This is a genomic window from Stenotrophomonas sp. 82F1 (genome assembly GCF_056861525.1).
Map to the genome: position 1 here is coordinate 140,307 of NZ_JBSPUD010000007.1, position 21,451 is coordinate 161,757.

General features: G+C 67.2%; 26 protein-coding genes and 1 pseudogene. 10 read left to right on the forward strand and 17 right to left on the reverse strand.

Translation table 11 applies throughout. The annotated features are described in order from the left end of the window. Positions 1-18: 18 nt before the first annotated feature. The 5 genes from lptB to AC13GI_RS10235 form a co-directional block, all read right to left on the reverse strand. A complete protein-coding gene (gene lptB / locus AC13GI_RS10215) occupies positions 19-738 on the reverse strand; it encodes an LPS export ABC transporter ATP-binding protein (RefSeq protein WP_025874019.1) in 720 nt (239 codons plus the stop codon). Further along, positions 738-1,268, reverse strand: a complete 531-nt coding sequence (lptA, locus tag AC13GI_RS10220; protein WP_099819263.1) for a lipopolysaccharide transport periplasmic protein LptA — start codon at positions 1,266-1,268, stop codon at positions 738-740. Before lptA ends, lptB begins: the two co-directional genes overlap by 1 nt. Before the next feature lie 105 nt (positions 1,269-1,373). Next, a complete protein-coding gene (gene lptC / locus AC13GI_RS10225) occupies positions 1,374-1,949 on the reverse strand; it encodes an LPS export ABC transporter periplasmic protein LptC (RefSeq protein ID WP_089239303.1) in 576 nt (191 codons plus the stop codon). After that, positions 1,946-2,494 (reverse strand): KdsC family phosphatase, encoded by a 549-nt coding sequence (locus AC13GI_RS10230; RefSeq protein WP_099819264.1) that lies wholly within the window; start codon positions 2,492-2,494, stop codon positions 1,946-1,948. The genes lptC and AC13GI_RS10230 overlap by 4 nt, the downstream gene beginning before the upstream one ends. A 66-nt stretch (positions 2,495-2,560) precedes the next feature. Beyond that, positions 2,561-3,562, reverse strand: coding sequence for a KpsF/GutQ family sugar-phosphate isomerase (locus AC13GI_RS10235; RefSeq protein ID WP_093817547.1), 1,002 nt, complete (start codon positions 3,560-3,562; stop codon positions 2,561-2,563). Positions 3,563-3,616: 54 nt separating this feature from the next. Here AC13GI_RS10235 and AC13GI_RS10240 point away from each other — a divergent pair, with 54 nt between their 5' ends. Genes AC13GI_RS10240 through AC13GI_RS10250 form a run of 3 tightly spaced genes read left to right on the forward strand, consistent with a single transcriptional unit; the run spans position 3,617 to position 5,454 of the window. Next, positions 3,617-3,847, forward strand: coding sequence for a BolA family protein (locus AC13GI_RS10240; RefSeq protein WP_089239309.1), 231 nt, complete (start codon positions 3,617-3,619; stop codon positions 3,845-3,847). 21 nt (positions 3,848-3,868) lie between these two features. Continuing rightward, on the forward strand, positions 3,869-5,143 hold the full coding sequence (gene murA, locus AC13GI_RS10245) for a UDP-N-acetylglucosamine 1-carboxyvinyltransferase (RefSeq protein WP_099819265.1): 1,275 nt from the start codon (positions 3,869-3,871) through the stop codon (positions 5,141-5,143). After that, positions 5,140-5,454, forward strand: a complete 315-nt coding sequence (locus AC13GI_RS10250; protein ID WP_482996201.1) for an EF-hand domain-containing protein — start codon at positions 5,140-5,142, stop codon at positions 5,452-5,454. The genes murA and AC13GI_RS10250 overlap by 4 nt, the downstream gene beginning before the upstream one ends. A gap of 111 nt (positions 5,455-5,565) precedes the next feature. Here AC13GI_RS10250 and AC13GI_RS10255 read toward each other — a convergent pair whose 3' ends face one another. From AC13GI_RS10255 to purM, 7 genes are all read right to left on the reverse strand, one after another. Next, the gene (locus tag AC13GI_RS10255; protein WP_099819267.1) at positions 5,566-6,249 is read right to left on the reverse strand and encodes a DUF3108 domain-containing protein; all 684 of its coding nucleotides are present in this window, start codon (positions 6,247-6,249) and stop codon (positions 5,566-5,568) included. Between the two features lie 2 nt (positions 6,250-6,251). After that, positions 6,252-7,049: a DUF3108 domain-containing protein gene (locus tag AC13GI_RS10260; protein WP_482996202.1), complete on the reverse strand. Its 798-nt coding sequence runs from the start codon at positions 7,047-7,049 to the stop codon at positions 6,252-6,254. Between the two features lie 68 nt (positions 7,050-7,117). Next, positions 7,118-7,774: a phosphoribosylglycinamide formyltransferase gene (purN, locus tag AC13GI_RS10265; protein ID WP_482996203.1), complete on the reverse strand. Its 657-nt coding sequence runs from the start codon at positions 7,772-7,774 to the stop codon at positions 7,118-7,120. Beyond that, positions 7,771-8,382 (reverse strand): DUF2238 domain-containing protein, encoded by a 612-nt coding sequence (locus AC13GI_RS10270; protein WP_482996209.1) that lies wholly within the window; start codon positions 8,380-8,382, stop codon positions 7,771-7,773. Before AC13GI_RS10270 ends, purN begins: the two co-directional genes overlap by 4 nt. A gap of 93 nt (positions 8,383-8,475) precedes the next feature. Beyond that, entirely contained in the window at positions 8,476-8,898 is a 423-nt protein-coding gene (locus tag AC13GI_RS10275; protein ID WP_099819271.1) for a hypothetical protein, read from the reverse strand. Further along, positions 8,895-9,380: a hypothetical protein gene (locus tag AC13GI_RS10280; RefSeq protein ID WP_482996204.1), complete on the reverse strand. Its 486-nt coding sequence runs from the start codon at positions 9,378-9,380 to the stop codon at positions 8,895-8,897. Before AC13GI_RS10280 ends, AC13GI_RS10275 begins: the two co-directional genes overlap by 4 nt. A gap of 22 nt (positions 9,381-9,402) precedes the next feature. Beyond that, entirely contained in the window at positions 9,403-10,461 is a 1,059-nt protein-coding gene (purM, locus tag AC13GI_RS10285) for a phosphoribosylformylglycinamidine cyclo-ligase (RefSeq protein WP_100551742.1), read from the reverse strand. A 112-nt stretch (positions 10,462-10,573) separates the two neighbouring features. Here purM and AC13GI_RS10290 point away from each other — a divergent pair, with 112 nt between their 5' ends. The 3 genes from AC13GI_RS10290 to hda are packed head-to-tail and all read left to right on the forward strand — an operon-like array spanning position 10,574 to position 13,577. After that, positions 10,574-11,701, forward strand: coding sequence for a DUF2066 domain-containing protein (locus tag AC13GI_RS10290; RefSeq protein WP_243379943.1), 1,128 nt, complete (start codon positions 10,574-10,576; stop codon positions 11,699-11,701). Next, positions 11,698-12,870 carry an AI-2E family transporter gene (locus tag AC13GI_RS10295; RefSeq protein WP_099819274.1) on the forward strand — a complete coding sequence of 391 codons (1,173 nt, stop codon included), beginning with the start codon at positions 11,698-11,700 and terminating at the stop codon, positions 12,868-12,870. The genes AC13GI_RS10290 and AC13GI_RS10295 overlap by 4 nt, the downstream gene beginning before the upstream one ends. After that, entirely contained in the window at positions 12,870-13,577 is a 708-nt protein-coding gene (gene hda / locus AC13GI_RS10300; protein ID WP_380652292.1) for a DnaA regulatory inactivator Hda, read from the forward strand. Before AC13GI_RS10295 ends, hda begins: the two co-directional genes overlap by 1 nt. 593 nt (positions 13,578-14,170) lie before the next feature. Here the strand turns inward: hda and murU are convergent. The 4 genes from murU to AC13GI_RS10320 form a co-directional block, all read right to left on the reverse strand. After that, the gene (gene murU / locus AC13GI_RS10305; protein WP_482996205.1) at positions 14,171-14,881 is read right to left on the reverse strand and encodes an N-acetylmuramate alpha-1-phosphate uridylyltransferase MurU; all 711 of its coding nucleotides are present in this window, start codon (positions 14,879-14,881) and stop codon (positions 14,171-14,173) included. 11 nt (positions 14,882-14,892) lie between these two features. After that, positions 14,893-15,918, reverse strand: a complete 1,026-nt coding sequence (locus tag AC13GI_RS10310; RefSeq protein ID WP_099819276.1) for an aminoglycoside phosphotransferase family protein — start codon at positions 15,916-15,918, stop codon at positions 14,893-14,895. 63 nt (positions 15,919-15,981) lie between these two features. Continuing rightward, entirely contained in the window at positions 15,982-16,251 is a 270-nt protein-coding gene (locus tag AC13GI_RS10315) for a GlsB/YeaQ/YmgE family stress response membrane protein (RefSeq protein WP_089239335.1), read from the reverse strand. A 70-nt stretch (positions 16,252-16,321) separates the two neighbouring features. Next, positions 16,322-17,815 (reverse strand): M20 family metallopeptidase, encoded by a 1,494-nt coding sequence (locus AC13GI_RS10320; protein WP_482996206.1) that lies wholly within the window; start codon positions 17,813-17,815, stop codon positions 16,322-16,324. 198 nt (positions 17,816-18,013) lie between these two features. On the opposite strand from AC13GI_RS10320, the gene AC13GI_RS10325 reads away from it, so the two are divergent. The 4 genes from AC13GI_RS10325 to AC13GI_RS10340 all read left to right on the forward strand — a co-directional run bounded on the left by AC13GI_RS10325 (position 18,014) and on the right by AC13GI_RS10340 (position 21,131). Continuing rightward, on the forward strand, positions 18,014-18,340 hold the full coding sequence (locus AC13GI_RS10325) for a ComEA family DNA-binding protein (protein WP_243379945.1): 327 nt from the start codon (positions 18,014-18,016) through the stop codon (positions 18,338-18,340). 337 nt (positions 18,341-18,677) lie between these two features. Continuing rightward, positions 18,678-19,745 carry a L,D-transpeptidase gene (locus tag AC13GI_RS10330; RefSeq protein WP_100463589.1) on the forward strand — a complete coding sequence of 356 codons (1,068 nt, stop codon included), beginning with the start codon at positions 18,678-18,680 and terminating at the stop codon, positions 19,743-19,745. A 17-nt stretch (positions 19,746-19,762) separates the two neighbouring features. Continuing rightward, a complete protein-coding gene (locus tag AC13GI_RS10335; RefSeq protein ID WP_380651256.1) occupies positions 19,763-20,488 on the forward strand; it encodes a murein L,D-transpeptidase catalytic domain family protein in 726 nt (241 codons plus the stop codon). A gap of 34 nt (positions 20,489-20,522) precedes the next feature. Further along, the gene (locus AC13GI_RS10340) at positions 20,523-21,131 is read left to right on the forward strand and encodes a HutD/Ves family protein (RefSeq protein ID WP_482996207.1); all 609 of its coding nucleotides are present in this window, start codon (positions 20,523-20,525) and stop codon (positions 21,129-21,131) included. 79 nt (positions 21,132-21,210) lie between these two features. On the opposite strand, the pseudogene AC13GI_RS10345 reads toward AC13GI_RS10340, so the two are convergent. After that, positions 21,211-21,451, reverse strand: a pseudogene (locus tag AC13GI_RS10345) (IS110 family transposase); the annotation flags it as partial.

Here is a 21,451-nt window from a genome sequence, read left to right on the forward strand (position 1 = left end):
AGGGCCCGGCGGCCGCGGTTACAGCTTGAAGGAATCCCCAAGGTAGACGCGGCGCACGTCGGCGTTGTCCAGGATCGCCTCGGGCGAGCCCTGGGCCAGTACGGTGCCCTCTGCGAGGATATACGCGCGGTCGCAGATTCCCAAGGTCTCGCGCACGTTGTGGTCGGTGATCAGCACACCGATGCCGCGCTGCTTGAGATGGGTGACGATGCGCTGGATTTCGCCGACCGAGATCGGGTCCACACCGGCGAAGGGTTCGTCGAGCAGGATCAGCCGCGGCTTCGCCGCCAGCGCACGCGCGATCTCGCAACGACGGCGCTCACCACCGGACAGGCTGGCGCCCAGCTGTTCGGACACGTGCCCCAGCTGCAGTTCGTCGAGCAGGCTGTTCAGTTCGCGCTCGCGGCCAGCCGAATCCAGGTCCTCGCGCAGTTCCAGCACCAGGCGCAGGTTGTCTGCCACGGTCAGCTTGCGGAACACCGACGGTTCCTGCGGCAGGTAACCCACACCCTGCTTGGCGCGGGTATACATCGGGTCGCCGGTGATGTCCTTGCCGTCCAGCACGATGCTGCCGGCATCGGCACCGACCAGGCCGACGATCATGTAGAAGCAGGTGGTCTTGCCGGCACCGTTGGGACCCAGCAGGCCAACCACTTCGCCGGCGTCCAGGGTCAGCCCGAAGTCCTTGACGACTTCGCGCTGCTTGTAGCGTTTGCGCAGGCCAGTTGCGACGAGCATTACTTCTTGCCTCCCGCCGGCGCCGCAGCCGGGGCGGCCGCAGGCGTCTTGTTCTTCGGCGGAATCACGGTGCGCACGCGGCTGCCGTCGCCGCCGGAGTTCATCTCACCGCTGCGGGTGTTGTAGACCATGCGCTGGCCGGCATTGGTGCCGCGCGCGCTGGTGACCTTGTAGTTGCCGGTCAGGGTGATGATCTCGGTGGTGATGTCGTAGTCGATCCGGTCGGCCACCGCATCCATCCAGCTGCCATCGTCGAGCTGCTGCTTCATCTTGGCCTGCTTGCCGGTGAACACCGCACGCACGGCTTCGCCGCCCTTGAGGTAGATCTCGGCCTCGGACGAACGCAGGTCCAGCGTGCCCTGGGTGATGATCACGCCGCCCGACAGCACGGTCTTGCCGTCACCGGTGAGGGTGCCGGACTGCGCGCCGGAATCAATGTTCATCGCTTCATTGCGGTCGGTCGACTTGGCAAAGGCGACAGCGGGGACAAGAAGACTGAGTGCGAGCACGGCTGCAAAGGGAATCTTCATCGGGGTCCGTTCTACCGGTGGTGGCCCTCCGGCGGGACCGGGGGCTGCGGGTGGGGGCTGCCTGCTTCGCGCCTGTCGGGAAGACGTCGCGGGCGGGCGGCGGAATCAGCGCTTGGGCGTGTAACGGCCCTTGGACTGGCTGAGGAAATGATACGTGTTGTTCTTCGAATCCACCTCGAACCCGACGCCGGACTGCTCCATGCCCGGCCGGGTCATGGTCACCAGGGCATCGGTGCGGGCGCGGTTGTCCTTCGGGAACACGTCCAGGTGGTCGGTGCGGAAGGTGGTCGGGACCACGCCGGGATCGGCCGGGCTGTCGCCGGCGACGTTGCCGCGCAGCTTCATCTCGTCACCCTTGGCACTGAGCCAGCCGGTCTCGGCGCGCAGCGTCCAGTGCTTGCCGTCCTTGTCGGGCATTTCGAACAGCGGGGTGGTGATGTTGAGCGTCTGGTCGCCACGCTGGCGTTCCAGCAGGGGCGCGCGCAGGGTGGTCGATTCCTTGCCGTGTTCGTCCAGGGCGACGATCTGGAAGTCGTGCAGGATGTAGTCCACACCGGCGTCCTGGCCTTCAACGACAGGTGCCTTTTCACGGTTGCGCAGTGCGGCCCAGCTGCTCAGCAGGGCCGCCAGCAGCAGGCCCACGCCGAGGATCATCCGCCAGTTCAAGGTGGGGGCATTCATGCGCCGAACCTCGCCAGCACGGCATCCAGGCGGCCCTGCGCGGCCAGCAGCACATCGCACAGCTCGCGCGCGGCACCACGGCCGCCGTCGGCGCGGGTGATCCAGTGCACGCGCTCGGCGATCCACGGATGCGCATTGGCCGGGGCCACGGCCAGGCCGACCGCGCCCAGCGGCGCCAGGTCCGGCAGGTCGTCACCCATGAAGGCCACCTGCTCCAGGCCGATGCCGTGCTGCGCGCACAGCGCCTGCACGCTGGCCAGCTTGTCGCCGACGGCGATCTGGGTGTCGATGCCCAGGTCGGCGCCGCGCTTGAGCGCGGACTGGCTGTTGCGCGCGGTGATCAGCACGGGGTGGATACCGTGCTGCTGCAGCAGTTTCAGGCCCAGGCCATCCTGCACGAAGTACGCCTTGCTCTCGTTGCCATCCTTGTCGTAGTACAGCCGACCGTCGGTGAGGGTGCCGTCCACGTCGAAACAGGCCAGGCGGATACCGGCCGCAGTGGCATGCAGGTGGGCGGGGAAGGCGGGCAGGGGGGACCAGGGCATCAGGGCATCGGACTCGGTGGTTGCGGGCTCGTTGGTACAGACTGAATGGGGTCTACGGACTGTCGGTTAAACCACCCGGGCCCGCAACAGGTCATGAATGTTCAGGGCGCCGACCGCGCGACCCTGGCTGTCGACCACGATCAGACCGGTGATCTTGTGGGTTTCCATCAGCCGCGCAGCCTCCACCGCCAGCTTGTCGGCGCTGATGGTGCGCGGTTGCCGGGTCATCACATCGGCAATCTTCGCGGTGCGCACGTCCAGGTCGGTATCCAGCGCGCGGCGCAGGTCGCCGTCGGTGAACAGGCCGATCAGCACGCCCTGGTCGTCGACCACGGCGGTCATGCCCAGGCGCTTGCGGCTCATCTCCATCAGCGCCTCGCTGAGGCTGGCGCCGACATCGACCTTGGGCAGGTCCTCGCCGGTGTGCATGACGTCGGTGATGTGCAGCAGCAATCGGCGGCCGAGGCTGCCGGCCGGGTGCGAGCGGGCGAAATCGTCGGCGGTGAAGCCGCGCGCGTCCAGCAGGGCCACTGCCAGGGCGTCGCCCATCGCCAGCGAGGCGGTGGTGCTGGAGGTGGGCGCCAGCGCCAGCGGGCAGGCTTCGGCCGGCACGCTCACATCCAGGTGGAAATCGGCGGCGCTGGCCAGGCTCGACTGCGGCCGGCCGGTCATGGCGATCAGCACATTGCCCTGGCGCTTGAGCACCGGCAGCAGCATCAGCAGCTCATCCGATTCACCCGAATAGGACAGGGCCAGCACCACGTCGTCCTCGGTGATCATACCCAGGTCGCCGTGGCCGGCCTCGCCCGGGTGCACGTAGAACGCCGGGGTGCCGGTGGAGGCCAGGGTGGCGGCGATCTTGCGCGCGACATGGCCGGACTTGCCCATGCCGGTGGCGACCACCCGGCCGCGGCTGCCCAGGATCGCCCGGCAGGCCTGCTGGAAGGCGTCGCCGAGGCGGTCGGCCACGGCGTCCAGCGCCTGCCGTTCGATCTCGAACACGCGCCGGCCACTGGCGACCAGGGCAGCAGGGTCGGCGGAACGGGGGGGCAACAGGGATTCGGCCATGCGGACGCCACGCAGCGGAAGTAGAATGGACGCACATTTTATTAGGAAAGCCCGTTGGACGCCGACACCATCCGCAATCTGATCGAAACCGGCCTGCCCGGCGCCCGCGCCGACGTGCAGGGTGACGATGGCGTGCATTTCGAAGCGACCGTGGTCAGCGAGGCCTTTGCCGGCAAGATGCCGCTGGCCCGCCACCGGATGGTGTATGCCACTCTGGGCGACCTGATGGGCGGCGCGATCCACGCGCTCGCATTGAAAACCGTGACCCCGGCCGAAGCCGGCTGAACCGCAGAAGATCCCCAATACATGGCCAAGATCGTTGTGACCGGCGGCGCTGCGCTGCACGGTGAAGTAAGCATCTCCGGCGCCAAGAACGCCGTCCTCCCCATCCTGTGTGCGACCCTGCTGGCCGACGCGCCGGTGGAGATCACCAACGTGCCGCATCTGCATGACGTGGTGACCACGGTGAAGCTGCTGGGCGAACTGGGCGCGAAAGTGACCATCGACCAGGGCACGCTGTCGCGCGGCAGCGCGATCGTGGTCGACCCGCGTCCGGTCAACCAGCATGTGGCGCCGTATGAGCTGGTCAGGACCATGCGCGCCTCGATCCTGGTGCTGGGCCCGCTGCTGGCCCGCTTCGGCGCGGCCGAAGTGTCGCTGCCCGGCGGCTGCGCGATCGGCTCGCGCCCGGTCGACCAGCACATCAAGGGCCTGCAGGCACTGGGTGCCGAGATCGTGGTCGAGAACGGCTTCATCAAGGCCACCGCCAAGCGCCTGAAGGGGGGTCACTTCACCTTCGACATGGTCAGCGTGACCGGTACCGAGAACGTGCTGATGGCTGCCGTACTGGCCGAAGGCACCACCATCCTCGACAACGCGGCGATGGAACCGGAAGTCACCGATCTGGCGCACTGCCTGATCGCACTCGGCGCGAAGATCGAAGGCCTGGGCACCGCCCGCCTGGTCATCGAAGGTGTCGAGCGCCTGTCCGGTGGCCGCCATGAAGTGCTGCCCGACCGCATTGAAACCGGCACCTTCCTGGTGGCCGCCGCGATGACCGGTGGCAAGGTCACCGTCAACCGCGCCCGCCCGAACACCATGGACGCGGTGCTGGCCAAGCTGGTGGAAGCCGGCGCGACCATCGAGACCAGCGAAGACAGCATCACCCTGGACATGCACGGCAAGCGGCCGAAGGCGGTCAACCTGACCACCGCGCCGTACCCGGCGTTCCCGACCGACATGCAGGCGCAGTTCATGGCGCTCAACTGCGTGGCCGATGGCGTGGGCGTGATCAACGAAACGATCTTCGAGAACCGTTTCATGCACGTCAACGAACTGCTGCGCCTCGGCGCGGACGTGCAGGTGGAAGGCCACACCGCGATCGTGCGCGGTCACGAACGCCTGAGCGGTGCGCCGGTGATGGCGACCGACCTGCGCGCATCGGCATCGCTGATCCTGGCCGGCCTGATGGCCGATGGCGATACCACCATCGATCGCATCTACCACCTTGATCGCGGCTACGAGAACATCGAAGAGAAGCTGTCTTCGCTCGGCGCCACCATCCGGCGCGTGGCCGCATGATCCTGCGCGGCAAGTTCAGCCGTCGCCGCAAGGCGCTCCTGGTGCTGGTGCTGATCGTGCTGGCGTGGCTGGGCTACGCCTGGTACGCCAACATCGCCATCACCAAGGGCATCGAGCAGAAGGACATGGACTGGAATGGCGACGGCACGGTGACCCGTGACGAGATCATCCAGTCGTTCTATGCGGTGGCGGTGAACGACAGCCAGGACGGCAACCGCCATTGCCGCACCTTCGTGCGCCGATCGACGGACGAGCAGATCCGGGTGGACTGCCGCACCGAGTTCGCGCCGGCGGAAACGCCGAAGAAATAAAAAAACGCCCGCGGAAGCGGGCGTTTTTTTGGGACATTCATCCACGCATGGCGTGGATCTACTGGGACGTGAAGTAGATCCACGCCATGCGTGGATGACGCGGATCGCCGGTCAGTTCATCGCCTTGATGGTCAGGTCCAGCGCGTCACGACCGCTTTCACGCTGCAGCATGCGCGCCGGCACCGGGAACTCCGGTACGATCCAGGCGATCAGCTCCTTGTTGCCGTCGGTGCGCGAGACCTTGGTGGCCTCGTAGCTCTTGCCGCCCACGGTCACCGATTCCTTGCCCACCACGCGGTAGGTCATGTTCTTGACCCGGCCTTCGTCGACCATGCGATAGGTCAGCGGCTTGCCGGCAGCCAGGTCGCGGGCAATGGCCAGGTTGATCAGCAGGGCGTCCATATCGCCGGCCTTCAGGGCGATCGGTCCGGCGCGGTCCGGCTTGATGTCGCCGGTCCAGGTGGCCTGGTTGCTGGTCCAGTTGTAGTTGGCCTGCACATTGCGCTTCTTCACCAGCAACGCCGAGCGGTCCTGGCTGCTGAGCGGGCGCAGCTGCCCGCGCACCTCCTCGAACACGGTGGTCTGGCTCAGGTCGGCCAGCTGGTTCTTGACCTGCAGGCTGTAGCGCCACTTGTTGCTGCCTTCGCTGGTCAGGGTCATGCTGCCGTTGGCCTGCATGCCCATGTAGCTGGCCAGGTAGTCGGCCTTGAACGGCTGCAGGGCCATGGCCGGCAGGCTGGCCACCGAAAATGCGGCAGCAGCGATCCAGGTCAGGGGGCGGGTCAGGGTGTTCATGCTCAGACTCCTTGGTATTCGATCAGGCGCAGATCGACGCGATCTTCGCCGTCTTCGCGTTGCAGGATGCGCACCGGGGTGGGGACACCGTTGGCGATCCAGAGAATGGTTTCGTTGTTGCCGCCGTTGGTCCGATAGACCCGCAGCGCGTTGTAGGACAGGTCGCCGACCTCGACGTTCTCGGTCTGTGGCGCGGCCTGGTAATCGTGCTGGCGCACCTTGCCCATGTCGACGTAGCGATAGTGCATGGCCGCGCCAGGGCGGGCATCGCGCATGATCGCCAGGTTGATCAGCAGGGCGCTCTGATCGCCGGCCTGCAGTGGAATCGGCTGTGCGCGCTTCTTTTCCACGTCGCCACTCCACTGCGCGGTGCCGGCCTGCCAGTTGTAGGTGCCGACGGCCTTCTTGCCGAGGAACAGGCCCTTGCGCACCGTGCTCTGGCTGAGCGGCGCGTACACACCATTGCGCTCCTCGAACACGGTGCTCTGCTCGATGTTCAGGCCGAGCACGCTGGCAAAGCCGCGACGGCCGACCACCTGCATGTCCACCCGCCACTGGTTGCCACCGGTGTGGGTGACCTGCATGGTCGCGTCGCCCGCTTCCTTGCTCTTGTAGAAGGCCTGGTAGGTCGCGCTGAACGGCTGCAGCGGCGGCGGCTCCCAGGCCAGCGCCGGCAGCACGGGCGGCGCCACCTCGGCAGGTGCCGGCGCAGCAGGCGCTGTTGCCTGGCCCCAGCCCGCACAGGCGAGGACGGCAAGCGGCAGCAGCAGGGTTGTACGCAGCAGGGTCGTGGTCTTCATGGCCAACAGGAACCGCAGGAGGGGAGCAGGATGCCAGCCCCGCAGTCAGCGGGGCGTGTGCACGGGCGTTACCGGTTCAGGTTCCCGGCGGAATCTAGAGCCAAGGGGCTAAACAGGGGGTGACCGTCGAATGTCGGCTGGCCTTCCCGTTCAGCCAGGCGGCCTGCACACAGCAGTTCCAGGGTGGCGATCAGCAGCGGATGCTCCACCGCGAGCACGCGTTCGGCCAGGGTCTGCGCGTCATCGCCGGCAAGCACCGGAACCCGGGCCTGCGCCAGCACCGCGCCGGCATCCAGTTCCGGCACCACCAGGTGCACGCTGGCGCCGTGCTCGCTATCGCCGGCCTCAAGCGCCCGCGCATGGGTGTGCAGGCCCTTGTGCAGCGGCAGCAGCGAGGGATGGATATTGACCAGGCGGCCGTTGAACCGCTGTACGAAATCGGCACCGAGGATACGCATGTAGCCGGCGCAGACGATCCAGTCCGGGGCGGATGCAGCCAGCGCATCACCCAGCGCCTGCTCGTAGGCGGCGCGATCGCTGAACTCCTTCGGCGCATGCCCCCAGCGTCGATCCGCTGGCACCCGCTCCAGTGCGGTCGCATCGGGGCGGTCGGAGAACACGCCGACAATCTCGGCCTGCAGTCGCCCTGCCGCGATGGCATCAACAATGGCCTGCAGGTTGCTGCCGCGTCCGGAGGCCAGCACGGCGATTCGGCAGATGCTCATCGTCCCGCGCTCCGGCGCACCAGCGGCCACAGCAGCAGGCTGCCCAGGGTCGCCAGCAGCATGTCTGCATGCGCGTCCCACATGTCGCCCTGCTGGCCGTTGTAGGCCTCGGCCGCTTCCGGCGACAGGGCAAGGGCGATGCCCCATTCCAGCCACTCATACACCAGGCTGGAACACATCACTGCCATCACCGCCAGGGTGAAGGCCTGGCCGATCCGCAGTGCAGGCCAGGACTGTCGCGCCAACTGCAGCAACGCCGGGGTGAAGCAGACGCCATAGAGGAAGTGGATCAGGCGATCAAAGTGGTTGCGCTGCCAGCCAAAGGCGGCATCCGGCGACCATCCCAGCAGCGACTGCAGCCAGGCGTCATAGGGCACGTTGGAATACAGCCAGCGCGCGGCCACGCAGTGGATGGCGATGAAGCCGCAGATCGCGATGAAGGCACCGTTGCCCAGCTGCCAGCGCCGGTCCACCCACCACAGGGCGAACAGGCCGATCACGGTCAGCGAGCTGTGCAGGGTCTGCTCGAGCGGCCACAGCGGATGGATCCAGGTTGCCGCGAATATGCACAACACCGTGGCCAGCGCGACCTTTTTCGGTCCTGACAGGGAGTGGGTGGCGCGGTTGCTGGCGAGCGTGGGGGCAGCGGGCGTGGACATGTCGGGGCGATCAGCAGAGGGATGGAACATGCGCCTGCCAGCTCAGACGCTGACGTGGTCGCCGCGGTCGAACAGTGCGGCGATCTCCGGCTTGCGCAGGAAATACACCGCGTAGGCGGTCAGCGCCATGCCCAGCGGGCCGGCCATCACCGCGGCCCAGGCCGCGCCGCGACACCAGGCCAGATTGCTGCGCTGGCCAAGCAGCCGCGCGGTGCGCAGCTGCAGGACGCCCAGCCCGATGGCCAGCAGCGATACCGCGCCGTACACCGTCGCCAGCACGGCACCGTCATCCATGCCGCGTTCGAAGGCGACGATGCCGACAAAACCGAGGAACACCAGCGCTGCCAGCCAATGGAAGCCTGCCAGTGCGTAGAACAGGATCTTCAGGTTGTGCAGGTGGCTGGCGGTCTGCAGGTCCGCCAGGGTCTGCCGTGGCAGCGGCGGTGGGTTCAGTCCATCGTTCATGCCATACCCGCCTGGCCAGCGAAGGCGGCCTTCACCTGCGGGCGCAGCAGCACGACCAGGGTGAACACGCCGAGGATGGTGCCGATGGGGGTGAACAGGCACGACAGCCCGGCCACGATCATGCACAGCAGGTAGCGGCGCTGCTGCGACAGGCAGCGGCCGGCATAGGCGACAAAGCCGGCCAGGGTCAGCCCGCCGAGCACGATGCAGACGCCCATCACGGTGAACAGCCAGCCGACGAACTGCTGTTCTTCCGGCGAAGACGGTTCACCGCCGGACTTCATCGGCAGCGAGCCGGACAGCATGGCGATGCCCAGCACGATGTGCAGGATGAAGATCAGCGAGAACACCGCCATCAGGCCGGCGACCACGTAGTGGCCGATCGCCAGCTGGCGCAGCTGGGTGGCGTCCTGCGGGCCGAACACCGGCACGGCCGGGTTCGGCGGCAGCACCGGCGTCGACGAGGGAGGGGGTGCGTCCATGCGGGTTCCTTTGTCCGGTGGATCAGGCGATGTGGACGCGTTCGCCGCCCTGGGCGGTGACCACCTGGCCAATCGTCCAGTGCTCCAGGCCCTGCGCCTTGACCGCAGCGGACACGGCCTCCAGCTGGTCCGGGGCGACGATCAGCACGAAGCCGATGCCGCAGTTGAAGGTGCGCCACATTTCACTGTCGGCCACCGCGCCTTCCTTCTGCAGCCACTGGAACACCGGCGGCAGGGTCCACGACGAGGCCTGGATGTCCAGGCCGAGGCCCTCGGGCACCACGCGGATGATGTTCTCGGTCAGGCCGCCGCCGGTGATGTGGGCCATGCCATGGATGGCATCGCCGTGCGACTTCAGCAGTGACAGGATCGGCTTGACGTACAGGCGGGTGGGGGCCATCAGCGCATCGACCAGCTTGACCCCGCCTTCCAGCTCCAGCTCGGCCGGGCGGCCGGCGCGGTCGTAGATGCGACGGACCAGCGAGTAGCCGTTGGAGTGCGGGCCGGACGAGGCGATGCCGATCAGCACGTCGCCTTCGGCGACATGGGCGCCGTCCTTCAGCTCGCTCTTTTCGACGGCAGCAACGGTGAAGCCGGCCAGGTCGTACTCACCCGGCGCGTACATGTCGGGCATCTCGGCGGTTTCGCCGCCGATCAGCGCGCAGCCGGCCTCGGTGCAGCCATTGGCGATGCCGCCCACCACCGCGGCGGCGGTATCGATGTCCAGCTTGCCGGTGGCGAAGTAGTCCAGGAAGAACAGCGGCTCGGCGCCCTGCACCAGCACGTCGTTCACGCACATGGCGACCAGGTCGATGCCGATCGTATCGTGGCGGTTCAGCTGGTGGGCCAGCTTAAGCTTGGTGCCCACGCCGTCGGTGCCCGACACCAGCACCGGCTCGCGGTACTTGTTGGACAGGTCGAACAGGGCGCCGAAGCCACCCAGGCCGCCCATCACCTCCGGACGGAAGCTGCGCTTGACCAGGGGCTTGATCCGCTCGACCAGCTCGTTGCCGGCGTCGATGTCGACACCCGCGTCACGGTAGGTGAGGGGAGAAGGGGCGGAAGACGGGCTGTTGGTCACGGGCGTCGGCGCTGGCAGGGGTTGAATCGCCGATTTTAACAGGCCGCATTGGCGCAAAGGCCGTATTCGGGCAACAATTCCCCCCGGATACGTCGAGCCAATGGATGTCCTGATGCGCCGCAGCCTGTTTTTGACCCTGCTCCTTGCGCTGTGCCTGCCGGTGGCCACGATGGCCCAGAGCGGCATGCGAACCGAGGGGGATGTTGCCACTGCCAGTGGTGCGTACGAGGCCGAAGTGCCCGTCAACAGCCAAGCCGAGGCTGACCGCAACGGTGCACTTGCCCGCGCGTTGAGCGTGGTACTGGGCAAATTGTCCGGTGATCGCAGCGTCATGTCCCGCCCCGGCGTGGTCCAGGCGTTGCGCAATGCCAAGGACTACGTGGCCAGCTACGACTACAAGCAGGACCAGAGCGTGGGCGCCAGTGGTGCGCCAAGCTTCCGTACCCTGCTGGTCGCGCGCTTCCGCGAGGATGACGTGGACGGGTTGGTGTCGGCCCTGGGCCTGCCGCTGTGGCCGCAGCCACGACCGAAGCCGGTGCTGTGGCTGGCCGTCGATGACGGCAGCGGTCCGCGCCTGGTCAGCGTGCAGCAGGCCAATGCCGCGCGGCCGCTGCTGAGCCGGGCCATCGAGCGCGGCTACAAGCTCGGCCTGCCCAGTGGTGGTGCCGCCGAGCAGGCCCTGGCCGGTGCCATCTGGCGCCAGGACAGCGCCGCGGTCGCCCGGGCCTCGTCGCGCTACTCGCCGCCGATGCAGCTGATCGGCAAGCTCTACCGCGCCAATGGCGGCTGGCAGGCGGACTGGGTGTTCGTCGACAACGGCCGTGAACTGAACAAGTGGACCAGCAAGGACGCCAACGCGATGCGCGCGATGGCCGCCGGTGCCGATGGCGCCGCCGACGCGCTGGTCAAGCGTTATGCCAAGGCCGGTGCGGCCACCGGCCAGGCGGGCACCTACCGCGTGGTGGTGACCGGCATCAACAGCGCCGACGAATACCTGCGCCTGGCTGCCGGCCTGCGTGAAGTGGCGGTGGTGCGCAACGTCACCCCGCTGCGCGCGACCGCCGACCATCTGGAGCTGAATCTGGAAATGACCACCGGCCTGGCCGGCTTCAACCGCATGCTCGGCGACAACGGCGTGCTGGTGCCGTCGGCGACCCTGCCGGCCCTGCCGACGCCGATCGACGACACGACCGGTGCACCGGCACCGGCGCCGGTCAGCAACGAGTACCGCCTGCGATGATCCTGTCCCCGGAAGCGGAAATCGCGCAGTTCCTGCGTCGGCTGAAGTACATCCTGCTGGCGGGCCTGATCGGCTGGATCGTCTGGCTGCTGGCACCGATCCTGACCCCGTTCGTGCTGGCGCTGGCGCTGGCCTGGCTGGGCGACCCGCTGGTGGACCGCATCGAGGCCACTGGCCGCTCGCGCATGACCGGTGTGGTGCTGGTGTTCGTGGCGATGGTGCTGGTGATCGTGGCGCTGCTGCTGGTGTTGGTGCCGATGATCGAGCGCCAGATCACGACCTTGATCGCAGCGGCGCCGCAGGCGCAGGCCTGGTTGATGGAGAAGGGCATCCCCTGGTTCGAGCAGAAGACCGGGCTGGAAGTGATGCAGTGGATGGACCCGGACCGCCTGATCGAGTGGGTGCGCAGCCACTGGCAGCAGGCCGGCGGGTTCGCAACGACCTTCATGGGCTACGTATCGCGCTCGGGCTTCACGGTGGTCACCTGGGTGGTCAACCTGTTGCTGCTGCCGATCCTGGCGTTCTACTTCCTGCGTGACTGGGACAAGCTGGTCGAGCGCGTGGCATCGGTGATTCCGCGCAACCAGATCGGCACGATCACCTCGCTGGCGCGGGAATCCAACGAAGTGCTCGGTGCGTTCATCCGCGGGCAGTTCCTGGTGATGCTGGCGCTGGGCGTGATCTACGCCGGTGGCCTGTCGCTGGTTGGGCTCAAGCTGGGCCTGTTGATCGGCCTGATCGCCGGCCTGATCAGCTTCATTCCCTACCTGGGCGCGACCACCGGCATCCTGATGGCGATCGTGGCTGCGCTGGTACAGGCGCAGGGGTTCGACCTGAAGCTGCTGATCCTGGTCGGCGTGGTGTTCACCGTCGGCCAGCTGCTGGAGAGCTACGTGCTGACCCCGCGCATCGTCGGCGACAAGATCGGCCTGCACCCGGTGGCGGTGATCTTCGCGGTGATGGCCGGTGGCCAGCTGTTCGGCTTCCTCGGCATGCTGCTGGCACTGCCGGTGGCGGCGGTGAGCAATGTGCTGTTGCGCTATGCGCACCAGCGCTACCGGCAGAGTGAGCTGTATGCCGGCGAGAAGCCCGCGATCGTGCTTGATGGCGTGATCGACCAGCCCCATATCATCGTGCCTGGCAATGACAAGGGTCCGGAACTGAAGTGATTGGTGTGCCGCAACTTCCGCTGGCCCTGCATTACCCGCGGGACCAGCGCCTGGAGAGCTTCATCGGTGCGCCGGACGGCGCGCTGGCGCAGCTGCATGCCATCGCGGTAGGGGCCAGCCACGATTGGATCTACCTGGAAGGCGCGGCCGGCACCGGCAAGACCCATCAGGCGCTGGCGATGTGTTCCAGCGCCGAGCAGGCCGGGCGCCTGCCGACGTACGTGCCGCTGGCCAGTGTGGTTGGCCGGGTGCGGGTGGCGCTGGAAGGACTGGAGCAGCGCGAGCTGGTGGCGCTGGATGGCCTGGATGCGGTGGCGGGCAACCGCGAGGACGAGATCGCGCTGTTCGATTTCCACAACCGCGCGCGCGCTGCCGACGTGACGGTGCTGTACACCGCGCAGAAGGCGCCCGGCGAACTGGGCCTGGTGCTGCCGGACCTGCGTTCGCGCCTGGGCCAATGCGTGCGCGTGCTGCTGCAGCCGCTGGACGAGGAAGGCCGCGCGGCGGTGTTGCGCGAGCGCGCGCTACGCCGTGGGCTGGCGATCGACGAGGCCGCCATCGAGTGGCTGCTGTCGCACACCGGCCGCGAGCTGGGTGGACTGATCACGCTGCTGGACTGGCTGGATCGCGAATCGCTGGCGGCGAAGCGGCGGATCACCGTGCCGTTCCTGCGCCAGGTACTGGAAGAAGGCCGTCCTCGTTACTGAGGGATGTTGTTCGGCAGGGCTGCGCCCTGCACCCGCCGAAGCCGAAGCAACGTCAACGTCAACGTCAAAAGCGGGCTATCCGTGGGATGGCGGGGTGGCTCAGGTTGCGGGGGACGGCGCAAGTACGTCCATGTAGCCTCGGTCGCGCCTTGCTCGTGTGCGCTGTCCTGCGCACACGGCAAGACCGGGGTTGGGCGTCCTGCCCAACCCGCCCGAGGCATGCCTCGGGCCCATGGCGCTCACGCCCCCGCAACCTGAGCCACCCCGCCTTCGACAGGTTCCTGCGATCTGTCGGGACGGCGTTCTGCACTGCTGTCGGTGGGTGTCGACCTTGGTCGACACGTAGATCCACGCCATGCGTGGATGCGCTTTTCGCTTCGTGAGCGAAGCGACCCGCTTTTGCTTTTCTTTTTCTTTTTCCGTGGTTGGACGCACACGGAAACTGTCAGAGGCCGGGCGGGTGGGCCATGCAGGGGCGTTGGCGCCATGGATGGCGCCATCGAGCTTACAGGGACGTACTTGCAGCGTCCCCTGCATGGCCCACCCGCCCGGCCAAGCCCAGGGCCTGCGGTGCGCGACCAACCACGAGGGGCTCAGCCGTTCGCCGCCAACTCAACGTCCAGCGCACGCAGGCGATCAACGGTCCCGACATCCGTCCAGCGACCGCGATGATGCTGACCGCTGATCCGCCCCTGCGCCATGAAATGCTTCTGCAACGGCACCACCGAGAACTTCGGTGGCACGCGCTCGCTGCCAGGTGCCTCGCCGATCACCGCGCGCCAATCGGCCACGATCGACGGACGATAGACGCCGATGCCCGCATAGGTCAGGCACGGACCTTCGCGGTCGTGGTGCAGCACGCCGTGCGCGTCCAGCCGGTAGTCACCGTTGGGGTGCTGCGCGGGGTTGTCGACCAGCACCAGATGCGCTTCGCCGGCCGGTTCACGCGGCAGCGTGGCGAAATCGAAATCGGTCCAGATATCGCCGTTCACCACCAGGAACGGATCGTCCCCCAGCGCTGGCAATGCATTGAGGATGCCGCCACCGGTTTCCAGCGGGGTATCGCCTTCGTGCATGAAATGCAGGCGCAGGCCCCATTGGCGGCCATCGCCCAATGTGGCCGGAAACTGCGCGGCGAGCCATGCGGTGTTGATCACCACGTCGCGGATGCCGAACGCAGCCAACCGTTCCAGGTGCCACACGATCAGCGGTTTGCCGGCCACTGCCAGCAGCGGCTTGGGCGTGTGCAGGGTCAGTGGACGCATGCGCTCGCCCAGGCCGGCGGCGAAAATCAGTGCCTTCATCGACGCGGCCTTCAGCGCAGCACGCGCATCGGCGCGGCCAGCTCGGCCAGTGCCGGCTTGATACGCAAGTCCAGCAGCTGCTGCAACGGTGCCAGTTCGCGGTAGCGCGGCAGCACCTCATCCAGGTAGGCGATGAAGCGTGGCGCGTCGTCCAGGTAGTGGCCCTTGTTGTCGCGGTAGCGCAGGCGGCAGAACAGGCCGAGGATCTTCACGTGGCGCTGGATGCCCATCCAGTCGGCATCGCGCAGGAAGGTGGCACGGTCGGGCACCGGCAGGCCGGCATCGCGCGCGCGCTGGTGATACTGCGACAGCCATTCGTCCACGCGCTGCAGCGGCCAGCTCAGGAAGGCATCCTTGAACAGACTCACCGCGTCGTAGGCGATCGGGCCACGCACCAGGTCCTGGAAATCCAGCACGGCCGGGCCGCCGTCCACCGGCATCAGGTTGCGCGGCATGTAGTCGCGGTGGGTCATCAGCTGGGCCTGGCCCAGCGCGTTGTCCATCAGCCGGCGGTGGACCAGCTGCAGGCCTTCGATCTCGCCGCAGTCCAGTTCAAGGCCAAGATGACGTTGCAGGAACCACTCATCGAACAGGCCGGCGTCACGCTGCAGCAGCGCTTCGCCGAACTGACCGAAATCGGCAGGCACCGGGATGGCCTGTAGGCGCAACAGCTGTTCGATGGAGCGGCTGAACCACGCGTCGGCATTGCGTTCGTCGAGGATCTTCGCCAGTGTCGGGCCGCCCAGGTCTTCCAGCAGCAGGAAGCCGGCGTCGAGATCCTGGGCAAGCAGCGCGGGTACGCGCAGGCCGTGATCGTGCAGCAGGCCGCGCATGCGCAGCCACGGCGTGGGGTCTTCCAGCCCTGGCGGGGCGTCCATCACGATGTGGCTGCCGCGCTGGCTGGTGGTGCGCCAGTAGCTGCGCATGCCGGCGTCGACCGAGGCGCGTTCGACCACGGCGTTGCCGTCCTCGAGCTGGGTACGGGCCCACTGCAGGCGCTGCGCGCTGCGCTGGGGATCAGAGGCGGGTTCGGTCATGCAGGCATATCCGGGCGCGCCGGGCGCGCCAACGTCGGGGCAGAATGAAGAGGAGGTGGCGACTCAGCGGCGGCCGCTGAACAGGCGCAGGATCGCCAGCACGACAACTGCGCCGACGACCGCGCCGAGGAAGCCAGCCGGTTCACCGGGCGCGTACCAGCCCATGTACTGGCCGAACCAGCCGGCCAGCAGCGCACCGATGATGCCCAGCACGATGGTCAGCAGGCAGCCCATGCGGTTGTTGCCGGGCATGAAGAAGCGTCCCAGCAGGCCGACGAAGAAGCCGACCAGGATGATGTAGAGCCAGCTGGTGCTGCCAAACAGACCGTTCATGCGCGCGATTTCCGCCAAGGGTGGACGCAGCCTAGCAAGGCCGGGCTGCGTCCGTCACGGTGTGTCTGGATCAGCAGCAGCCGTGGTCGCCGTGGCGGGTGCCACTGTCGGCGGCCACCGGCGAACCGCTGGTCTCGCCACGCAGGCTGGCCGCGTAGTGCTCGCTGATCACCTTGGACACGCACGAGGTGACCTTCTTGCCCATCGGAATGTGCAGGAACTCGTTCGGGCCGTGGGCGTTGGAGTGCGGGCCGAGCACGCCGGTGATCATGAACTGGGCGCCCGGGAACTTCTCGCCCAGCATGCCCATGAACGGGATCGAGCCGCCTTCGCCCATGTACATCGCCGGCTTGCCGAAGAAGGTCAGGCTGGCATCGTCGATGGCCTTGGTCAGCCACGGTGCCATCGCCGGCGCGTTCCAGCCGGTGGAGGCCTTTTCCAGGTCCAGGGTGACCTGCGCGCCGTTCGGCGGATCGCGCAGCAGGGCTTCCTTCAGCAGTTCGCCGCAGGTCTTGCCATCGGCGGTCGGCGGCAGGCGCAGCGACAGCTTCACCGCGGTATGCGGGCGCAGCACGTTGCCGGCCGATTCCAGCGGCGGCATGCCGCCGATGCCGGTCACCGACAGGGCAGGGCGCCAGGTACGGTTGAGCACCAGCTCGGTCAGGTCGTCGTTCATCGGCTTGAGGCCGTCGACCAGCGGGAATTTCTCGAAGATCGCGGTATCGACCACATCGGCGGCGCGCTTGGCCTGCTCCAGGCGCTCGGCCGGGATCTCCACGTTCATGCCCTCGATCAGGATGCGGCCGGTGTCCTGGTCCTCGATGCGCGACAGCAGCTGGCGCAGCAGGCGGAAGCTCGACGGCACCACGCCGGAGGCATCACCGGAGTGCACGCCTTCGTTGAGCACCTTCACCGAGAAGTTGCCGCCGGTCAGGCCGCGCAGCGAGGTGGTGCACCACAGCTGGTCGTAGTTGGCGCAGCCCGAATCCAGGCAGACCACCAGCGACGGCTTGCCGATGCGATCTGCCAGGTGGTCGACGTAGGCCGGCAGGTCGTAGCTGCCCGATTCTTCACAGGCTTCGATCAACACCACGCAGCGGGCGTGCGGCAGGCCTTGGGCCTGCAGCGCCAGCACGGCGGCCAGCGAGCCGAAGATGGCGTAACCATCATCGGCACCACCACGGCCATACAGCTTGTCGCCGCGCAGGACCGGGGTCCACGGGCCGAGGTCGTCGTCCCAGCCGGTCATCTCCGGCTGCTTGTCCAGGTGGCCGTAGAGCAGGATGGTGTCGTCGCCGGTTTCGGCGCCGGTCGCCGGAATTTCCAGCAGAATCAGCGGGGTACGGCCTTCCAGACGGACCACTTCGACCTTCAGGCCGGGCAGTTCCTGCGCCTTGGCCCAGGTTTCCATCAGGGTGACCGCCTGCTCCATGTAGCCGTTCTGCACCCAGTTGGCGTCGAACATCGGCGACTTGTTGGGGATGCGGATGTAGTCGACCAACTGCGGGACGATTTCGCTGTCCCACTTGTCATTGACGAATTGGCCGAGCTTGGCGCTGTCCATCTGAAACTCCGGTTGCATGGCTGATCCGCCCATTCTACGCCTCGGCCAAGGGTAGGGTTTTCCCTACATCACGTCGGGTATTTGGCTGGCTTTTAGAAATCCGTGAACCCGATACGCTGTGTGCATGTGGTGACGGACACTGTTTCGACCGACGGGATTGCCGGTCGGGACGGTCAGAACCACAAGGAGATACACGTCGTGCCTTGGTTTGTCGTGTTTAGGGCGCTGGTACTGGGAATGTGGATCGCGGCGGCGCAAGCTGCCGAGCCGATCGACATCAACCGGGCCGATGCCCAGGCGCTGCAGCAGGGATTGACGATGGTCGGGGCCACCAAGGCCGCGGCAATCGTCGAGCACCGGCGCAGACACGGCCCGTTTCACCGCGTCGAGGACCTGACGCAGGTGAAGGGGATAGGGACATCGATCGTCGAACGGAATCGACGGCGGATCACCGTTGGCAACACGATGTTGCCTGCGGATCCGGTACCCGGATCGGTACCGGTGCGAACCGTACCCAGGCGCTGACAACAGGAAACGTCGGGACCGGCAGGATGCAGGTCCATTGGCTACGGACAGGATGCCCGTAACCACCGACCGTCGCAGGGATGCGGCACCAATCACCAGGATGGTGGCATCACAGACCTGTGGAAGGGGCTGAGATACAAACAGGACAGACGCGGCCGCGTGCAGGATGCAACGCCGCCCCCGCTTCGCAGGATGCGAGGGGGTGGCAGCAGGCCGACAGGGACGTGACGATTGCCCGGTACGACACATGGCTGTGTCGCCGGGCAATTTCTTTTGGCGCAGCCACCACGCGAGTATGGTGTACGGTGAGGCCTTCGCATGGAATGGAATCGGCTGGATGCACCTGCACCGTTTGACCCTGATGCTCGCCGCCGCGCTGGCACTGCCCTGCGCCGCGCACGCGGCCGCACCCTCCAAGCCGGTCGCGGCGACGACGTCCGAAGTGCGCGGGCCGACCGACCTCAAGCCCGGCGAGTACCTGTGGCATCCGGAAGTTTCGCCGGCCGGGCCGATCGTGCTGGTGGTGAGCCTGGATGAGCAACGCGCCTACGTGTACCGCAACGGCATCGCCATCGGCCTGACCACGATCAGCTCGGGCAAGACCGGCCATGAGACGCCGACCGGTGTGTTCACCATCCTGCAGAAGGACAAGGACCACCGCTCCAACCTCTACAACAGCGCACCCATGCCGTACATGCAGCGGCTGACCTGGGACGGCATCGCCCTTCACGGCGGCAGCCTGCCCGGGCACCCGGCCTCGCATGGCTGCGTGCGCCTGCCGCAGGCCTTCGCGCAGAAGCTGTTCAGCGAAACCAAGCGCGGCGATACGGTGGTCGTGGCCGATGCCAAGAGCGCGCCGATGACGCTGGCCTATCCGGCGGTGCTGGCGCCGGTGAATGCGCGCGGACAGGCCCTGCCGGAAGGCGAGGCCGGCGCCCCGGACAAGGCGTGGTGGGATGATGCGGCCGCCCCCAGCGGGCAGGTCGGCATCCTGGTCAGCCTGCACGACCAGCGCCTGTACGTACTGCGCGATGGCGTGATGATCGGTGAGTCGCCGTTGAAGGCCGACGCGCTGCCGGCGTTCCAGGGCACCACCCTGTTCGTGATGGGCCAGGGCTACAGCGATACCCCCAGCCCGCTTGATGCGCAGCAGCGCCTGCACCAGTGGACGGCCTATCCGCTGCTGGGCCAGGACCGCGCCCAGGCCACGCCGGACCTGCTGGCCACGCCGTCGTTGCCGATGGCCCTGCCGGCCGATTTCGCCCGCCAGCTGTACCAGGTGCTGGTGCCGGGCACGACCCTGCTGGTGACCTCGCTGCCGGCGGTGCGCCCAAGCGCGGCTGAATCGGGAATGCAGCCGGTCTTGGAATCGGAGCCGCCAGCGTCCACCCTCAAGGGATCCTGAGCCCTCCCTACGTGCCCATGTCTGCTTTCCGCCTGTGCCGGCTGGCCGCCCTTGGCCTGCTGGCGACCACTGCCAGCGCCCCGGCCGGGGCACAGACGCCTGTTGCCGCGATCAGCGCCGATGATCTCGCTGCGCAGCTGGCCCGCAGCGCGCCCAAGGCTGACCGCCGGGTGCTGCAGTTGGCCGCCCACGCCATGCGCTGCGCGCTGCAGCGGCCGGAACTGGGTGTCAGCGGTGAGCGCCTGAGCGTGATCGACTACTCGCGGCCGTCCACCGAGCCGCGGATGTGGGTGTTCGACCTGGCTCGCCAGCGGTTGTTGTTCGAGGAATGGGTGGCGCACGGCCGCAACAGCGGCGAAAACCGCACCGAGCATTTTTCCAACCGCGATGGCAGCTTCATGTCCAGTCTCGGCGCGTTCACCGCGCAGGAAACCTACATGGGCGGCAACGGCTATTCGCTGCGCCTGGCAGGGTTGGAGCCGGGTTTCAACGATCGTGCACGCGAGCGCGCCATCGTCATCCACGGTGCGCCGTATGTGAATCCCTCCACCGCACAGTTGCAGGGGCGGTTGGGGCGCAGTCTCGGCTGCCCGGCGGTGCGGTTGTCGGTGGCCAAGCCGCTGATCGACGCGCTGCGAGGCGGCACGATGGTGTTCGCGTACTACCCCGACCAGGACTGGCTCAAGCACTCGCAGCTGCTGGGTGGCGATTGCGGTACGTCCGCGGGTCTTGCAACGCGGTGATGCGCTGTGGCGCGCGGCATGATGCAATGCGCGCATGAACATCGACTCCCTGCTGCAGACCCCGAGCCAGGTGATTTCCAGCCTGGACTACCGCCGCGAACGCTGGCGCAACGGCTTCGGCTGGACCCGCGAGATCCTGCGGTTGCCAGCGCAGGGCGATGACTGGGCATTGCGCCTGTCAGTGGCCGAAATCGAACAGGACGCCGCGTTTTCCGCGTTCCCCGGTGTCGAGCGCGAACTGGTGTTGTTGCAGGGCAATGGCGTGCGCCTGCGTTTCGAGGACGGCCGCGTCGCCGAGGTGCTGCCACCGCATGGGCGCGTGCGTTTTGCCGGCGAAGCCGCGCTGCATGGCGAACTGGTCGACGGCACCACTCACGATTTCAACCTGATGTGGAAGCGCGAGCAGCTGCAGGCCGAGCTGCTGCACCGGCCGCTGGTCGGGCCGATGTTCTTCTTCTGCGAGCCGGGTGTGGCGTGGGCCCTGCACCTGTTGGGTGGGCAGGCCACGTTTGGTGCGGACAGTGGATTGCCTGCGATGCAGGGCGGCGATACCGCGTGGTTGGCGGCCGGCGCGCGTCAGCGGCATGCACTGCAGGGCGGCGGGGAGTTGCTGGCGATACGGGTGAGCGCCTCGGGCGGCTGATCCAGCGTCGGCGCCGGGAGGCAATCATCCACGCATGGCGTGGATGCGGTTGTGTAGAGCCGAGATCCTATGTTTGTGGTCAAGCCTGCTGGAAGCAGGCTTGACCCACTTTCAGCATGGCTGGATCAAAGTCCCGACCGCTCTTGAAGACGCCCCAGGCGATCTTGGCCAGCTTTCTGGCCAGGATGTTGAAGCTGGCGGTACTGCTGTGGCCGCGTTCGCGGATGGCCGTGTAAAGGGGTTTGCCGCCTTTCGATCGGGTCAGGCCCATGGCAGCCATGTAGAGGATCTGGCGCAGGCTGGCGTTGCCACGCTTGGAC

What these genes read in the sequence shown, in the direction of transcription:
- AC13GI_RS10235 (WP_093817547.1), bottom strand. Translation starts at nt 3,562, where the DNA reads ATGGCCGAATCCCTGTTGCCCCCCCGTTCCGCCGACCCTGCTGCCCTG.
- AC13GI_RS10230 (WP_099819264.1), bottom strand. Translation starts at nt 2,494, where the DNA reads ATGCCCTGGTCCCCCCTGCCCGCCTTCCCCGCCCACCTGCATGCCACT.
- AC13GI_RS10275 (WP_099819271.1), bottom strand. Translation starts at nt 8,898, where the DNA reads ATGAACGATGGACTGAACCCACCGCCGCTGCCACGGCAGACCCTGGCG.
- murU (WP_482996205.1), bottom strand. Translation starts at nt 14,881, where the DNA reads ATGAAGGCACTGATTTTCGCCGCCGGCCTGGGCGAGCGCATGCGTCCA.
- AC13GI_RS10310 (WP_099819276.1), bottom strand. Translation starts at nt 15,918, where the DNA reads ATGACCGAACCCGCCTCTGATCCCCAGCGCAGCGCGCAGCGCCTGCAG.
- AC13GI_RS10290 (WP_243379943.1), top strand. Translation starts at nt 10,574, where the DNA reads ATGCGCCGCAGCCTGTTTTTGACCCTGCTCCTTGCGCTGTGCCTGCCG.
- AC13GI_RS10335 (WP_380651256.1), top strand. Translation starts at nt 19,763, where the DNA reads ATGTCTGCTTTCCGCCTGTGCCGGCTGGCCGCCCTTGGCCTGCTGGCG.
- purN (WP_482996203.1), bottom strand. Translation starts at nt 7,774, where the DNA reads ATGAGCATCTGCCGAATCGCCGTGCTGGCCTCCGGACGCGGCAGCAAC.
- lptA (WP_099819263.1), bottom strand. Translation starts at nt 1,268, where the DNA reads ATGAAGATTCCCTTTGCAGCCGTGCTCGCACTCAGTCTTCTTGTCCCC.
- AC13GI_RS10330 (WP_100463589.1), top strand. Translation starts at nt 18,678, where the DNA reads ATGCACCTGCACCGTTTGACCCTGATGCTCGCCGCCGCGCTGGCACTG.
- lptB (WP_025874019.1), bottom strand. Translation starts at nt 738, where the DNA reads ATGCTCGTCGCAACTGGCCTGCGCAAACGCTACAAGCAGCGCGAAGTC.
- murA (WP_099819265.1), top strand. Translation starts at nt 3,869, where the DNA reads ATGGCCAAGATCGTTGTGACCGGCGGCGCTGCGCTGCACGGTGAAGTA.
- AC13GI_RS10280 (WP_482996204.1), bottom strand. Translation starts at nt 9,380, where the DNA reads ATGGACGCACCCCCTCCCTCGTCGACGCCGGTGCTGCCGCCGAACCCG.
- AC13GI_RS10340 (WP_482996207.1), top strand. Translation starts at nt 20,523, where the DNA reads ATGAACATCGACTCCCTGCTGCAGACCCCGAGCCAGGTGATTTCCAGC.
- lptC (WP_089239303.1), bottom strand. Translation starts at nt 1,949, where the DNA reads ATGAATGCCCCCACCTTGAACTGGCGGATGATCCTCGGCGTGGGCCTG.
- AC13GI_RS10250 (WP_482996201.1), top strand. Translation starts at nt 5,140, where the DNA reads ATGATCCTGCGCGGCAAGTTCAGCCGTCGCCGCAAGGCGCTCCTGGTG.
- AC13GI_RS10320 (WP_482996206.1), bottom strand. Translation starts at nt 17,815, where the DNA reads ATGGACAGCGCCAAGCTCGGCCAATTCGTCAATGACAAGTGGGACAGC.
- AC13GI_RS10260 (WP_482996202.1), bottom strand. Translation starts at nt 7,049, where the DNA reads ATGAAGACCACGACCCTGCTGCGTACAACCCTGCTGCTGCCGCTTGCC.
- AC13GI_RS10315 (WP_089239335.1), bottom strand. Translation starts at nt 16,251, where the DNA reads ATGAACGGTCTGTTTGGCAGCACCAGCTGGCTCTACATCATCCTGGTC.
- AC13GI_RS10295 (WP_099819274.1), top strand. Translation starts at nt 11,698, where the DNA reads ATGATCCTGTCCCCGGAAGCGGAAATCGCGCAGTTCCTGCGTCGGCTG.
- AC13GI_RS10255 (WP_099819267.1), bottom strand. Translation starts at nt 6,249, where the DNA reads ATGAACACCCTGACCCGCCCCCTGACCTGGATCGCTGCTGCCGCATTT.